Source organism: Streptomyces sp. V1I1 (assembly GCF_030817355.1).
Classification (GTDB): domain Bacteria; phylum Actinomycetota; class Actinomycetes; order Streptomycetales; family Streptomycetaceae; genus Streptomyces.
This window is the reverse complement of record NZ_JAUSZH010000001.1, coordinates 2,811,039-2,825,463: the sequence shown is the minus strand read 5'-3', so window position 1 is coordinate 2,825,463 and position 14,425 is coordinate 2,811,039. Positions and strand designations below refer to the sequence as shown.

7 protein-coding genes and 2 pseudogenes are annotated in these 14,425 nt (G+C 71.2%); 6 read left to right on the top strand and 3 right to left on the bottom strand.

Annotated features, from left to right (window positions below):
* The first annotated feature begins 19 nt into the window (after nucleotides 1-19).
* The 3 genes from QFZ67_RS13155 to moeZ all read left to right on the top strand — a co-directional run bounded on the left by QFZ67_RS13155 (nucleotide 20) and on the right by moeZ (nucleotide 2,970).
* The gene (locus tag QFZ67_RS13155) at nucleotides 20-979 is read left to right on the top strand and encodes an NAD(P)-dependent oxidoreductase (protein ID WP_307661272.1); all 960 of its coding nucleotides are present in this window, start codon (nucleotides 20-22) and stop codon (nucleotides 977-979) included.
* Nucleotides 967-1,728, top strand: a complete 762-nt coding sequence (locus QFZ67_RS13150) for a spherulation-specific family 4 protein (protein WP_307661271.1) — start codon at nucleotides 967-969, stop codon at nucleotides 1,726-1,728. Before QFZ67_RS13155 ends, QFZ67_RS13150 begins: the two co-directional genes overlap by 13 nt.
* Before the next feature lie 63 nt (nucleotides 1,729-1,791).
* On the top strand, nucleotides 1,792-2,970 hold the full coding sequence (moeZ, locus tag QFZ67_RS13145; protein WP_307661270.1) for an adenylyltransferase/sulfurtransferase MoeZ: 1,179 nt from the start codon (nucleotides 1,792-1,794) through the stop codon (nucleotides 2,968-2,970).
* An 88-nt stretch (nucleotides 2,971-3,058) separates the two neighbouring features.
* Here moeZ and QFZ67_RS13140 read toward each other — a convergent pair whose 3' ends face one another.
* The 3 genes from QFZ67_RS13140 to QFZ67_RS13130 all read right to left on the bottom strand — a co-directional run bounded on the left by QFZ67_RS13140 (nucleotide 3,059) and on the right by QFZ67_RS13130 (nucleotide 9,231).
* The gene (locus QFZ67_RS13140) at nucleotides 3,059-4,654 is read right to left on the bottom strand and encodes an alpha/beta hydrolase (protein ID WP_307661269.1); all 1,596 of its coding nucleotides are present in this window, start codon (nucleotides 4,652-4,654) and stop codon (nucleotides 3,059-3,061) included.
* Between the two features lie 48 nt (nucleotides 4,655-4,702).
* The gene (locus tag QFZ67_RS13135; RefSeq protein ID WP_307661268.1) at nucleotides 4,703-6,289 is read right to left on the bottom strand and encodes an alpha/beta hydrolase; all 1,587 of its coding nucleotides are present in this window, start codon (nucleotides 6,287-6,289) and stop codon (nucleotides 4,703-4,705) included.
* 65 nt (nucleotides 6,290-6,354) lie between these two features.
* A complete protein-coding gene (locus tag QFZ67_RS13130; protein WP_307661267.1) occupies nucleotides 6,355-9,231 on the bottom strand; it encodes a lysylphosphatidylglycerol synthase domain-containing protein in 2,877 nt (958 codons plus the stop codon).
* 188 nt (nucleotides 9,232-9,419) lie between these two features.
* On the opposite strand from QFZ67_RS13130, the pseudogene QFZ67_RS13125 reads away from it, so the two are divergent.
* From QFZ67_RS13125 to QFZ67_RS13115, 3 genes and pseudogenes are all read left to right on the top strand, one after another.
* Nucleotides 9,420-9,780 (top strand): annotated as a pseudogene (locus QFZ67_RS13125) (MGMT family protein).
* Between the two features lie 158 nt (nucleotides 9,781-9,938).
* A pseudogene (locus QFZ67_RS13120) lies at nucleotides 9,939-13,359 on the top strand (ATP-dependent helicase).
* Between the two features lie 83 nt (nucleotides 13,360-13,442).
* Nucleotides 13,443-14,375, top strand: a complete 933-nt coding sequence (locus QFZ67_RS13115; RefSeq protein WP_307661266.1) for a hypothetical protein — start codon at nucleotides 13,443-13,445, stop codon at nucleotides 14,373-14,375.
* Nucleotides 14,376-14,425 lie beyond the last annotated feature (50 nt).

Below are 14,425 nucleotides of genomic sequence, written 5' to 3'. Positions count from 1 at the left end.
GGCACCGAGGGGCCGCGCGATGAGGGTGCTGCTGCTCGGTGCCAATGGATTCCTCGGCCGCTTCGTCGCAGACCGGCTGCTCGCCGACCCGGCCGTGCACCTCACCGCCCTCGGTCGCGGCGACGACGCCGACGTGCGCTTCGACCTCGCCGGCGGCAGCCCGGGCGCGCTCACCCGCTTCCTGGGCGCCGTCCACCCCGGTGTCGTCATCAACTGCGCAGGCGCCACCCGCGGCGGCGCCCGCGATCTGACCCGGCACAACACCGTCGCCGTCGCCACCGTCTGCGAGGCCCTGCGCCGCAGCGGCTGCGGCGCCCGGCTCGTCCAGCTCGGCTGCGCCTCCGAGTACGGCCCGTCCCAGCAGGGGTCGTCGACCGCGGAGGACGCGATTCCGCGCCCCGGCGGGCCGTACGGCGTCAGCAAGCTCGCCGCCACCGAGCTGGTGCTCGGCTCCGGCCTGGACGCCGTCGTGCTGCGGGTCTTCTCACCCGTCGGCCCCGGCACCCCGGCCGGCTCCCCGCTCGGCCGCCTCGCCGAGGCGATGCGCCGCGCCATGCAGGCCGGCGACGGCGAATTGAAGCTCAGCGGCCTCGGGGTGCAGCGCGACTTCGTCGACGTACGGGACGTGGCGCGCGCCGTGCACGCCGCCTCCCTGTCCGCGGCGCAGGGCGTCGTCAACATCGGCACGGGACGTGCCGTCCGTCTGCGGGACGCGGCCGCCGTGCTGGCCCGGGTCGCGGGCTACGCGGGCGCGCTGCACGAGCTCGACGCGCCCTCCGGCCGCCCGTCCATCGGCGCCCCGCGCTCCGAATCCGTACTGGAGCAGCTGTCCGCGACCCCGGCGCCGTACCCCGACGGCTGCGGCAGCTGGCAGCAGGCGGATGTCCGCACGGCCCGCGACCGGCTCGGCTGGCGTCCCCGTATCAACCTCGAAGAATCCCTGGCCGACATCTGGATGGAGGCAGCATGCCGCATCTGACCACGACCGGCACCCAGCTCACCGCGACCGGCGCGGAGGGGCTCGGCTTCGGTATCCCCGGCTACGCCCACCCATTGCTCGCCCCCGTCGAATGGGCCGAGCTGACCCGTCCCGGCACGCCGCTGCACTGGGTCGTCCTCAATGTCGACGACGGCCCCGGCGACCGCCCCGACCCGCACTGCCTGGAAGCCACGGGCAAGGTGCGCAACGCGGGCGTACAGGTCCTCGGGCACATCGACATGGCGCACGGCTCGCGCTCCTTCGGCGATGTCGTCTCCGATGCGCACCACTACCTCGAGTGGTACCGCGTGGACGGCTTCCTGCTGGACCGCTGTCCTGCGGACCGGGCCGATCTGCACGGAGTGCGGCGTATCACGGCGACGCTGGAGGCGGTCCTGGACGGCGGGCATCTTGTCCTCAACCACGGCTCGCACCCCTACCCCGGATATGCGGAGGTCGCCGACCAGCTGGTCACCTTCTCCGGGCCGTGGACCGATTACCGCTGGTCGCAGGTGGCGGAGTGGACGGCGGACTATCCGCCGGAGCGGTTCGCGCACTTCGTCCACGGGGTGCCGCGCACGCATCTGGAGGAGGCCACCCGCATCGCGCGCTGGCAGGGCGCGGGGACGATCTTCTTCACCGACAGGTCCACACGTTCCGATCACAGGGGACATAGCACTGCATTCGAGGCACTGCCCGGTTACTGGGACGAAATCGTCTCGCAGATCGGACCGGGTGTCTCGGAATGAGGAGGGCCGTGGCAGTGTTACGGAGAGAACAACCGTACTGACATACCGACCAACGGAGCCCCCGTGTCGCTGCCACCCCTGGTCGAGCCAGCTGCTGAGCTCACCGTCGACGAGGTCCGCAGGTACTCCCGCCACCTGATCATCCCGGATGTCGGGATGGACGGACAGAAGCGGCTGAAGAACGCCCGTGTGCTGTGTGTGGGCGCCGGCGGCCTGGGTTCGCCGGCCCTGATGTACCTCGCCGCGGCCGGTGTCGGCACGCTCGGCATTGTGGAGTTCGACGAGGTCGACGAGTCGAACCTGCAGCGCCAGATCATCCACAGCCAGGCCGACATCGGCCGCTCCAAGGCCCAGTCCGCGAAGGACTCGGTGCTCGGCATCAACCCGTACGTGAACGTGGTCCTGCACGAAGAGCGGCTCGAGGCCGAGAACGTGATGGACATCTTCAGCCAGTACGACCTGATCGTCGACGGCACGGACAACTTCGCGACCCGCTACCTGGTCAATGACGCGTGCGTGCTGCTGAACAAGCCGTACGTCTGGGGCTCCATCTACCGCTTCGACGGCCAGGCGAGCGTGTTCTGGTCGGAGCACGGTCCCTGCTACCGCTGCCTCTACCCCGAGCCCCCGCCGCCCGGCATGGTCCCGAGCTGCGCCGAGGGTGGCGTGCTGGGCGTGCTCTGCGCGTCCATCGGCTCCATCCAGGTCAACGAGGCCATCAAGCTGCTCGCGGGCATCGGCGAGCCGCTGGTCGGCCGACTGATGATCTACGACGCCCTGGAGATGCAGTACCGCCAGGTCAAGGTCCGCAAGGACCCGGACTGCGCGGTCTGCGGCGAGAACCCCACCGTCACCGAGCTCATCGACTACGAGGCCTTCTGCGGCGTCGTGTCCGAGGAGGCCCAGGAGGCGGCGGCCGGTTCGACGATCACTCCCAAGCAGCTCAAGGAGTGGATCGACGACGGCGAGAACATCGACATCATCGATGTCCGTGAGATCAACGAGTACGAGATCGTCTCGATCCCCGGCGCCAGGCTGATCCCGAAGAACGAGTTCCTGATGGGCACCGCCCTGGAGGCGCTGCCGCAGGACAAGAAGATCGTCCTGCATTGCAAGACGGGTGTCCGCAGTGCTGAAGTCCTCGCGGTGCTCAAGTCCGCGGGCTTCGCGGACGCGGTGCACGTGGGCGGCGGCGTGATCGGCTGGGTCAACCAGATCGAGCCGGACAAGCCGATCTACTGACGCGAGTGTGCTGGGGCCCTGGACCGGAGTGCCGGTCCAGGGCCCTTCGCGCTGTCGTGGACAGCTACCCGCGGGTCTGGCCGTTCAGCTATCCGCAGGTCTTGCCGTTCGCCGGGACCTTGCCGTCCAGGAGATACGCGTCCACCGTCCCGGTCACGCACGCTCCGTTCCCGTACGCGCCGTGGCCCTCGCCCTTGTTGGTGAGCAGCACGCCGACGCCCGCGCCGAGCTCGTCCGCCATCTTCTTCGCGCCCTCGTACGGGGTCGCCGGGTCGCCCGTGGTGCCGACGACCAGGATCGGGGCCGCGCCCTCCGCGGCGACCTCGGGAGTCTCCCACTCGCCGGGCACCGGCCAGTTCGCGCACCAGCCCGTCAGGTCCCAGGCCAGATACGGGCCGAAGACCGGCGACACCTGCGTGAACTCGGCCAGATGGCGGGACTTGACCTCGGCGGCCGTCACCCGTCCCGTGGTGTCCGCGCACGATATGGCGCGCTGCGAGTGGTCCTGCGTGCTGTAACTGCCGTCCTCGTCACGACCGTTGTACGACTCGGCCATCAGCAGCAGCCGACTCCCGTCGCCCCTGTCGGCCTCGTCCAGGGCCTTCGTGAGGTACTGCCACTCGTCCTTGGAGTACAGCGGCGTGATGATGCCGGTGAGCGCGAGGCTCTGGGTGAGCGTGCGGCCCTGCTTGGTGGGCAGCGGCTTGCGGTCGAGCTTGTCGAGCAGCTTCACCACGCGCGCGGTGCCGTCCTTCGCTGAAATGCCGCGGCTCTTGAAGTAGTTCTCCAGAGCGCGCTGGAAGCCGAGGGCCTGGTTGCGCGAGTGCCCCGGGTAGTCGGCGGAAGGGTCGACCACGGCATCCAGGACAAGCCGTCCTACCCGCGCCGGGAACAAGTGGGCGTAGACGCCGCCCAGTTCGGTGCCGTACGAGAAGCCCAGGTAGTACAGCTTGTCGTCGCCGAGTACCTGGCGAATCAGGTCCATGTCGCGGGCGGCGTTCGCGGTGCCGACGTGCGGCAGCACCTTGCCCGACTTCTTGGCGCAGCCCGCGCCGAAGGCGGTGGAGTCTTCGAGGTACGCCTTCTCCTCGGCGGGTGTGTCCGGGGTGAAGTCCAGCCGGAACGAGGCAGCCGACTGCTTGCTGTCCCGGCAGACCACCGCGGCGCTCTCCGCGACCCCGCGCGGGTCGAAGCTGACCAGGTCGTAACGGCTGTGCAGCTTCTTGAAGCCGTCTGCCGAGCCGGGCAGTCCGGCCACCCCCGAGCCGCCGGGGCCGCCGAAGTTGAAGATCAGCGAGCCGATCCGCTTGTCCGCGTCGAGTGCCTTGGCGCGGATCAGGGCGATCCCGATCGTCTCGCCCGTCGGCTTCTGGTAGTCGAGCGGGGCCTTGAGCAGGGCGCACTGCCATTCCTTGCCCGGCGTCTGTGCGTAGCTGCCCCGGGCCTTCACGGGCGCCTTGCAGCGCTTCCAGTCCAGCTGCTGACCGGTGAGCGCGGCGGGCAGGGCCTGCTCGCCCGGCTTGCTCGGCGCGGCCTTGCCGGGGGCGGCCTCGGACGCCGATGGCTTGGCGGTGTTCTTGCCGTCGGAATCCGCCTTGTCCGTACCGCTGTTACAGCCGACGGCCGCCCCTGCCAGCAGCAGCGCGGCCGCGGCCAGGGTCCCCGCCCGTACCCGCATGGTCATTCCGTGCCCCCCACGGCTTCGAAGATTCTTTCGGCATCCTATGCGGGCCTACTGACAGACCGTACCGGAGGCAGGCGCCTTGCCCTGAAGGAGGTAGGCGTTCACGGCCTGCTGCACGCACTTGTTACCGCCGTTGTACGCGCCATGGCCCTCGCCCCGGTACGTGAGCTCCACGCCGACGCCCTTGCCGAGGGCGTTGACCATGGCCCTCGCGCCTTCGTACGGGGTCGCCGGATCGCCGGTGGTGCCGACGACGAGGATGGGCGGCGCGCCGGGCGCGGAGACGTCGGGTGTGTTCCAGGCGCCGGGCACCGGCCACTCGGTGCAGCCCATCAGGCCCCAGCCGAGGTAGTCACCGAAGACCGGCGACACCTTGCGGAACTCCGGCAGCTTCGCCTTCGTCTGTGCCAGGGACAAGCGCTCCTTGGAGTCGACGCAGTTGATGGCCGCGTTGGCCGCCGAGATGTTGCTGTAGTGGCCGTTCTCGCTGCGCCCGTTCATCGCGTCGGAGAGCGCGAGCAGCAGTGCGCCGTTGCCGCCGTCGGCCTCGTCGAGACCCTGTTCCAGCAACTCCCAGTACTCCTTGGAGTACAGAGCCTGCGCGATCCCGTTGGTGGCCTGGCTCTGGGTCAGTTTCCGGTCGCCGACGCCGGCGATCGGCTCCTTGTCGAGCTTCGTGAGCAGCGCGATGATCCAGTCCTGGATCTCCCGCGCTGTGGTGCCGGGCAGCAGGCACTGATCGCCGCGGTCCACGCAGTCCTGCGCGAAGTTGGTGAGAGCCAGCTGGAAGCCCTTCGCCTGGCCGAGCGAGCTCTGTTCGTAGTTCTTTGTCGGGTCGACGACGGCGTCGAAGACGGCCCGGCCGACCTTGGTCGGGAACAAGTGGGCGTAGACGCCGCCCAGTTCGGTGCCGTACGAAATGCCGAAGTAGTAGAGCTTGTCGTCGCCGAGTACCTGGCGCATCAGGTCTATGTCGCGGGCGGCGTTGGTGGTGCCGACGTACGGCAGATGCTCGCCGGAGTTCTGCTCGCAGGCATCGGCGAAGTTCTTCAGGCCGTCCGTGTACGTCTCCTCCTCGGCGGTGTCGTCGGGTGTGAAGTCCTGGGCGAAGTACGCGTCGAGCTGCTTGTCGTCCTCGCACTCCACCGCCGCACTGCGGCCGACCCCGCGCGGGTCGAAGCTGACCAGGTCGTAGCGGGTGTGCAGGGTGGCGTAGTCCGCGGCGGCGGCGGGCAGGTTGGCGACCCCGGAGCCGCCGGGGCCGCCGAAGTTGAAGATCAGGGAGCCGATCCGCCGGCTTGTGTCGCGGGCCTTCGCCCGGATGAGGGCCAGCTCGATGGTCTCGCCGTCCGGCTTGGCGTAGTCGAGAGGGGCGTCCATGAAGGCGCACTCCCAGGCGATGCCGTCGGGCAGCGGCGAGGGCGCGGTCCCACCGCCCTCCGCCTCCGAGGGCGCCGGGCACTTCTGCCAGTCGAGCGTCTGCGAGGCGAGATCCTTCGCCCGCTCCTCGCCCGTGTCCCCGCCCTTGTCGCCGCTGTCGGAACAGCCGGCGGCCGTCAGCAGCACGGCGACGGAGACGGCGAGTGCGGCGGCGCGCGGGGCGGTGGCGCGCACGGCCGCGGAAAAGGTCGGCATGCCGCCATGGTGCGCCGCGGGGGCGTGCGGCGCGCGGGCGGCGGTCCATGCGGGTGGCGCGGGCGCTACAGCGCGCCCTTGCGCGTGAGGTGGTTGAAGGCGAACCACCCCGGCAACACCGGCAGCCACAGCGTCATCATGCGGTACAGCAGCACCGCCGGCGCCGCGACCTCCTTCGGCACCCCGGCCACGATCAGACCGAAGGTCAGAGCACCCTCGACCGCGCCCACACCGCCGGGCGTCGGCGCCGCCGATCCCAGCGCGTTGCCCGCCAGGAAGACCACGGCGATGCTGGCGTAGCTCAGCGGCTGGTTGCCGTTGTCGAAGGCCCGGACCGACGCGTCCAGGCACATCACGAACACACCGGTCAGCAGCAACATCCCGCCGATGCCGGTGAGCAGCTTCATCGGCCGCTGCAGTACGTCGAGCATGCGCGGTACCACCCCGGCGAACAGCGAGCGCAGCCGCGTCGAGACGAACTTCCGCAGGAACGGGATCGCGGTCACGACCAGCACCAGCACGGCGACCGTCAGCAGACCCGCGATCACCGTCCTGGACGGGGTGAACGACGTCGTCCGCTCCGTACCGGTCAGATAGCCGAAGGCGAGCAGCAGCAGGATGTGCGCGCCGAGCCCGAAGAGCTGGGAGGCGCCGACACTGGCCACCGCGAGGCCGGGACGTACTCCCGAACGCTGCAGGAAGCGGGTGTTCAGCGCGACGCCGCCGACCGCCGCCGGGGCGACGATCTTGACGAAGGACCCGGCGACCTGTGCGACGACGGTCCGCAGGAACGACACCCGCTCGGGCACGAAGCCCAGCAGGCTCATCGCTGCCGCGAAGTAGCTGAGCACGGAGAAGGCGACCGCGGCCGCCACCCAGCCCCAGTGGGCCCGGGCGAAGACAGTGCCGAAGTCGATGCCGGCGAGCTGCGAGAGCAGGAAGTACGCGGCGACCGCGCCGGCGATGAAGCTGACGAGCGTACGCGGCCTGATCCGCTCCAGGCGGACCGGCTCGACCGGCGCCTGCGGCCGGATCAGGAGCATCTGCCGGCGGATCTGGGAGAGCAGATCCTCCTCGCGCACCTCGTCCATGGCCTCGTCCATGGCCTTCTTGTCGGCCTGCTTCTCCGCCCGTTCGGTCTTGCGGACGGCCTTGCGGTCGTCGACCGCCGCCTCTTCCGACTCTGCCGTACGGGCCCGCTTGGCGGCCGCGGACGCCTCCAGCACCGCCTCCCGCTCGCGATGCGACCGCTCGCGGGCGAGTCTGCGCAGCGTCGCCCGGGTCGAGCGGCTCAAGGCGATCGGCTGGAGCAGCGGCAGACAGTCGGCGACCTTGTCGGGGCCGAGCACCTCGACAGCGGTGGCCACCGCACGCTCGGCGCCGGCCCGCAGGCCGGTCGTGGTGAGCAGCTGCGCGATGTCCATGCGCAGCACCACATCGCCCGCCGCGATCTCGCCGCCGCGCAGATCGGTCAGGATCACCTTGCCGGAACGATCCACCAGAATCGCGTCGCCGGTCAGCCGACGGTGCGCGATACGCCTCGACTGGAGCGCCTGCACCTGCCGCCAGGCCCCGCGCAGCACGTCGTCGGTGATCTCGTCGTCCGCCATGGAGTCGAGGGACCGGCCGCCCAGGTGCTCGTACACCAGCATCACGGCGTCCGGGCCGAGCTCCGACGTCGCGATGAGCTTGGGAGCGTTGGCACCTGCGGCGATCGCCGCGTACGCGAGCAGCGCCTCCTGCTCCAGGGCCTGGCGCAGCGACGGGATGGAGCGGCGGGTGGTGATGGAGCGCAGCGTCAGCCGGCGCCACACCCGGTAGAAGAAGCCCTGTGCCTGCTGCTCACGGTCGACAACGGTGACATCGAGCGGTGCGCCCTCCTCCAGCGTGACCTGGTAGCGGCGGCCGCGGTCGCCCGGCTCGGTGGAGTCGGGGACTTCCTCGGCGCGCATGGCGGTGACCGGGCGGAAGCCGACGTGGCGCAGACCGGCCAGCAGGGTCTGGCCGGTGGGCCGTACGTTCGGTGAGCCGACGGCGTACAGCGTGCCGTAGGCGACGGTCCAGCCGAGCAGCACGGTGAGGATGATCGAGAAGGGGGTGGTGTAGCCGGCGACCAGCATCGCGAAGGCGTCGAGCAGCAGGACCACCCACAGGACCACGCGCCAGCGGGGTCTGCGGGACATGCCGACGGCCGTCATGTACGCGATGACGGGGGCGAGATAGCCGTGGACGGGGTCGGTCAGCCCGCCGCCGCTCTGCGCCTGGGTCAGGGCCTCCTGGAGGGGGCCGGGCGCGGCCCTGGCGACCCAGAGGTCGGTGGCGAGGGTGGCGCCGTGCGCGAGCACGGCGGCGAGGACGCCGTCCGCGATCCGCAGCCCGTCCCGTTTGATCAGCCGCTCGATCGCGAAGGCGACCGGGACGAGTAGTACGGCGATGCTGGAGACCAGACCGGCGATCTTGACGAAGAGGTCGGGTGCCTGTCCGGTGCCCTTGTTGATGTCCTGCTCGAGGCCGGATGTGGTGCCGTGGGCGAAGGCGGCGATGGCGAGTACGACGGCGATCGCGAGGATGCCGATGAGCAGGCGCAGCAGGTCGGAGGGACGGTGGACGCGGGCGGCGAGCAGCGGCTCGTCCCCCGAGACCCGGTCGACGCCGGGGCCGTCGGCGGCGTCTGCCGGTTTGTCTGCGGCTTCGGTGGCTTTGTCCGCGTCTTTGCCTGCGGTTGTGTCCGCGCCTTTGTCGGCGCCCTTTTTGTCGGCGCCTTTGTCGGCGGCTTTGGCCGCGGCGTCTGCTGCTTTGCCCGCGGCTGTGTCCAGGGCCTGGTCAGTGGCGTCGTCCGCCGCTTCCTTTTTCCCCTTGGAAGCGCCGGCACCCTCACGCGGAACGGGCGCGTCCGGGTACGACTCGGGCTCAGGGGTGCTCGCCGCCTGAGGAGGCTGCACGCCCTGCTCCTTCGCCGTCTCGGTCTCTTCTTGATCTCGTATCACCAGTCACCGCCCGCATGATGGTGGCACGGCCCGCCGACAGAGGGGGGCATCAGGGTGCATTGCAGGGGCGCGGGGCGGGCAGGATACGCCCCTTTGCCCCTCGGGTCCTGCTGTCCGGGGCGTTGTCGGTGGCGTACGGCAGGATGGACCGGATGGAAGAGCTGCCGGAGTACGCGGAGCGCGGTGCTCGAGGTCGCCGAGCTGATTCCGCCGGGCCGGGTGATGACGTACGGCGACGTCGCCGAGTGGCTCGGGGACGGCGGGCCGCGCCAGGTCGGCCGGGCGATGTCCCTGTACGGCGGCGGCGTGCCCTGGTGGCGCGTCGTGCGCGCGGACGGCGCGCTGCTGCCCGGCCATGAGCTGCGTGCCCTGGAGCACTACCGCACGGAGGGGACGCCCCTGCGCGAGGCCGCGCGCAGCGCCGAGGAACACGTGCCGCGCCTCGACGTGAAGCGCGCGCGATGGGACGGCGGCGGTGGTGCCGGCGACAGCGCTCACATATGACAGCTTCCGCCATTCGGCGGTCGCGCGGGCGCTCTGCCGACCGTACGGAGTACGCGCCGGACTCACTGCGTCGCGGTAGCGCGCTGGCGTAGCGTCGTCAGCGCGCGGCACGAACCGCTCCATCACCACCAGCACACCCACCAGGACCGGCGATCCACGTGAGCTCCTCCTCCACCACAGGGCATACGACGTACCAGCAGGTACGGCAGGGGGTCCCCCCACGCCCGCAGGGGCGTAGAGGGAGGACTCCCGGTGCGTACCGACTGGTGCGTACCCCGCCGAGCCCCGTGGATCCCCCTCTTCTGGACGCAAGTCAGCGCGCGGTGGTTGACCACGATCACGGTCCGCTGCTCGTTCTGGCAGGTCCGGGCACCGGCAAGACCACCACGCTGGTGGAGGCGGTCGCCGCGCGGGTGGCCAAGGGGACGGATCCGGAGCGGATCCTGGTGCTCACCTTCAGCCGCCGGGCGGCGGTGGAACTGCGTGACCGGATGGCGCTGCGGCTCGGCGGCGCGCAGGGGCCGCAGGCGACGACCTTCCACTCCTTCTGCTACGCGCTGGTCCGCGCGCACCAGGACGCAGATCTGTTCTCCGAGCCGCTGCGGCTGCTGTCGGGTCCCGAGCAGGACGTCGCCGTACGGGAGCTGCTGACGGGCCAGCTCGACCTGGAGGCGGAGGGGCTGGCGCGCAACCGCTGGCCGGACGAGCTGCGGGCGTGTCTGACGACGCGTGGCTTCGCCGACGAGGTACGGGCGGTGCTCGCCCGGAGCCGTGAGCTTGGCCTGGGCCCCGACTCCCTGGCCCGTTTCGCGGCCCGTACCGGCCGCCCCGACTGGGGGGCGGCCGCGTCGTTCCTCGCGGAGTATCTGGACGTCCTGGACCTGCAGGGGGTGCTCGACTACGCGGAACTGGTGCACAGGGCGGTGCTGCTTGCCCAGCGCGTCGCCTCGCCTTACGACTTCCCCTACGACGCGGTGTTCGTGGACGAGTACCAGGACACCGACCCGGCCCAGGTACAACTGCTCCAGGCGCTGGCCGGGCAGGGCCGCACGCTGGTCGCGTTCGGGGATCCGGACCAGTCGATCTACGCCTTCCGCGGCGCGGACGTGAACGGCATCCTCGACTTCCCCGACGCCTTCCGGCAGGCGAACGGCAGCCCGGCGGACGTGGCGGTCCTGGACGACGTCCCGGCGCAGTGGCGAGCACCTGCTGGCGGCGACCCGGCTGCTGACCCGCCGGATGCCGCTGCCCCGCCTCCCGTTGGAGAAGGTCCGGGCGCACCGGGAGCTGGGCGCGGTCCGGGAGGGCGGCCGGGTCGAGACATGCACCTACCCGACGGCCTCCACGGAACTGGACAACATCGCGGACATCCTGCGCCGGGCCCATCTGGAGGACGGCGTCCCCTGGCACGACATGGCAGTCCTGGTCCGCGCGGGCGGCCGCACGATCCCCTCGGTGCGCCGCGCCCTGGCGTCGGCGGGAGTCCCCCTGGAAATCGACGGCGACGACGTCCCTCTGCGCCATGAACCGGCGGTGTCCCCGCTGCTGACGGCACTGCGAGCGGTGGCTACGGCAGCGACGCAGCCGCAGAGGGCGCAATCAACCGACACTGCGGGGGAGGGCGGCGACGCTGCGGGGGAGGGGGCCGACGCTGCGGGGGAGGGGGCCGACGCTGCGGGGGAGGGGAAGGACGACCCCACCACCCCCTGGCTCAGCACAGAGACCGCCCTCACCCTCCTCACCTCCCCTCTCGGCGGCATGGACGCCGCCGACCTCCGCCGCCTCGGCCGTGCCCTCCGCGACGAGGAGCGCGCCGGCGGCAACCGCGTACCCCCGCCCTCCGACCAGCTCCTCGCCCGCGCCCTCGCCGAGCCCGAGCGCCTCGTCGCGCACGACCCCGCGTACGCCCGCGGCGCGCAGCGGCTCGGTGCGCTCCTGCGTAAGGCGCGCGAGCTCCTCGAAGGCGGTGGCACCGCCGAAGAGGCGCTGTGGGAGCTGTGGGCCGGCACCCCGTGGCCGCAGCGCCTCGAACGCGCCGCCCTCCGCGGCGGCGCGGCCGGCCGCAATGCCGACCGCGACCTCGATGCCGTCTGCGCCCTCTTCGAGACCGCCGCCCGTGCCGAAGAGCGCACCGGCGGCCGCGGCGCCCTCAACTTCCTCGAGGAGATCGAGGCCCAGGACATCGCCGCCGACACCCTGGCCAGGAGAAGCACCCGCCCCGACGCCGTACGCCTGATGACCGCCCACCGCTCCAAGGGCCTCGAATGGAGCCTCGTCGTCGTCGCCGGCGTACAGGAAGGCCTCTGGCCCGATCTGCGACGGCGGGGCTCGCTCCTGGAGGCGGACAGGATCGGGCGCGACGGGCTCGCGGAGCCCCTCACCCCCGGAGCCCTCCTCGCCGAGGAACGCCGGCTCTTCTACGTCGCCGCCACCCGCGCCCGCGACCGCCTCGTCGTCACCGCCGTCAAGGCACCCGCCGACGACGGCGACCAGCCCTCCCGCTTCCTCACCGAACTCGGCGTCGAACCCAAGGACATCACCGGCCGCCCCCGCCGCCCCCTCGCCGTCGCCGCGCTCGTCGCCGAGCTGCGCGCCACCACCGTGGACCCGCAGGCGACGCCCGCGCTGCGCGACGCCGCCGCCCGCCGCCTCGCGCGCCTCGCTGCGCTCGCCGACGACGAGGGCCAGCCGCTCGTGCCCGCCGCACACCCCTACCGCTGGTGGGGGCTGTACGAGCCGACCCACAGCCGGCTCCCCCTGCGGGACCGGAACCAGCCCGTCACCCTCTCCGGCAGCGCACTGGACCAGCTGGCCAACACCTGTGCGCTCCAGTGGTTCCTGGGCCGCGAGGTGAAGGCGGACGCCCCCGCAACGGCTGCCCAGGGGTTCGGCAACGTCGTTCACGTACTCGCGGACGAGGTCGCCTCCGGACAGAGCCCCGCCGACCTGGCCGTTCTCATGGAGCGCCTCGACTCCGTCTGGAGCGCGCTCGTTTTCGACGCGCCATGGAAGTCGCAGCAGGAGAAGGAGCACGCGCGCGTGGCGCTCGAACGCTTCCTGCGCTGGCACGTCATGGACCGCGGTGGCCGAGCCCCTGCCGCGACCGAGCACGACTTCGACGTGACCCTGGAGGCCGGCGAGTACGAGGTACGCATCCGAGGCTCCATGGACCGCGTAGAGCAGGACGCCGAAGGCCGCGCGTACGTCGTCGACTTCAAGACCGGCAAGCAGACGCCGACCCGGGACGAGGTCGCCCGGCACCCTCAACTCGCCGTCTACCAGCTTGCCGTGCGCGAGGGCGCCGTGGACGAGGCCTTCGACGGCCGCCGCCCCGAACCCGGCGGCGCCGAGCTCGTACAACTGCGCCAGGCCGCCGCCAAGAAGGAGGGCGGCGACGCCCTCCCGAGGATCCAGGCGCAGGAGCCGCTCGCGGGGGAGTGGGTCGGCGAGCTGCTGGCCACCGCCGCCGGCCGCGTACTCGATGAGCGCTTCACCCCGAGCGCGGGGCAGCACTGCACCCATTGCACGTTCCGTTCCTCGTGCAGCGCCCAGCCGGAAGGCCGCCAAATAGTGGAATGAGCGGTGTTTTATCGCGCATTGCCGCATTCGCTTGCATCCAATAAATGGCGACAAGGCGACACGCGGACTGCAAGGGGAGACACATGGCGGCCAAACGGAAGTCCTTGGTTACGGCGGTGGTCTTCTCGACCGCGACCGCGACCGCTGCGCTGGCGGGCTGCTCCAACGATGGCGACATCAAGGCCAAGAGCGCCTCCGAGGAGAGGAGGGAGCAGCAGAAGCAGGAGAGGGAGCAGGAACCGGCGGCCGTCACCAGCGCGGCACCCACCGACCTCACCGGCCTGACCGCCGATCAGATCGCGGAGAGGGCCGTCGCGGCCACACAGGCGGCCCGGTCCATGAGGATGGCGGGCCAGGTCACCAGCGAGGGCGAGCGGGCGTCCGTCGACCTTGCGGTGGACAACAAGGGCGCATGTACGGGCAAGCTGGGCTTCGGCGGCGGCAGCGCCGAGCTGCGCCAGGTCAGCAAGGTCCTGTACATGAAGGGCAACGAGAAATTCTGGCGCGCCTCGCTCAGCGAGAGCAGCTCGCCCGGCACAGACGGCGAAGGCGTCGTCGAGCTGGTGAAGGACCGCTGGATCAAGATGCCGGCGGGCAGCGCGAAGGCCATGGGCGGCGTCTGTGACCTCAAGGCCATGCTCGCCGAGAGGGACAAGGACACGTCGGAGCGTCAGGGGATGACCAAGGGACCCGACGCCGAGGTCAACTCTGTGCCCACAACGACCCTCGTGAAGAAGCAGCCCGGCGGTGAAACGATCACCATGTACGTGGCCAAGAAGGGCGAGCCGTACCTCATCAGAGTCGTCAGGGTCGGCGGTGACGGGCCCGGCACGATGACCTTTTCCGACTACAACAAGCCGGTCAAGGCCGTGGCCCCGCCGGCCGACCAGGTCGTCGACTTGGAGAAGCTGGGCACGGGCTTGAGCGCGGGCCCTGGCTCTGGCTCTGGCACCGGCTCCCGCTTCGGCCTCGGCTTCGGCTTCGGCTTCGGCTTCGGGTCCGGCACCGGAACCTGACGCCCCCCGAGGCCGCGCCCCACGCCCGCCCGCGGCGGTTGAGGCCAACG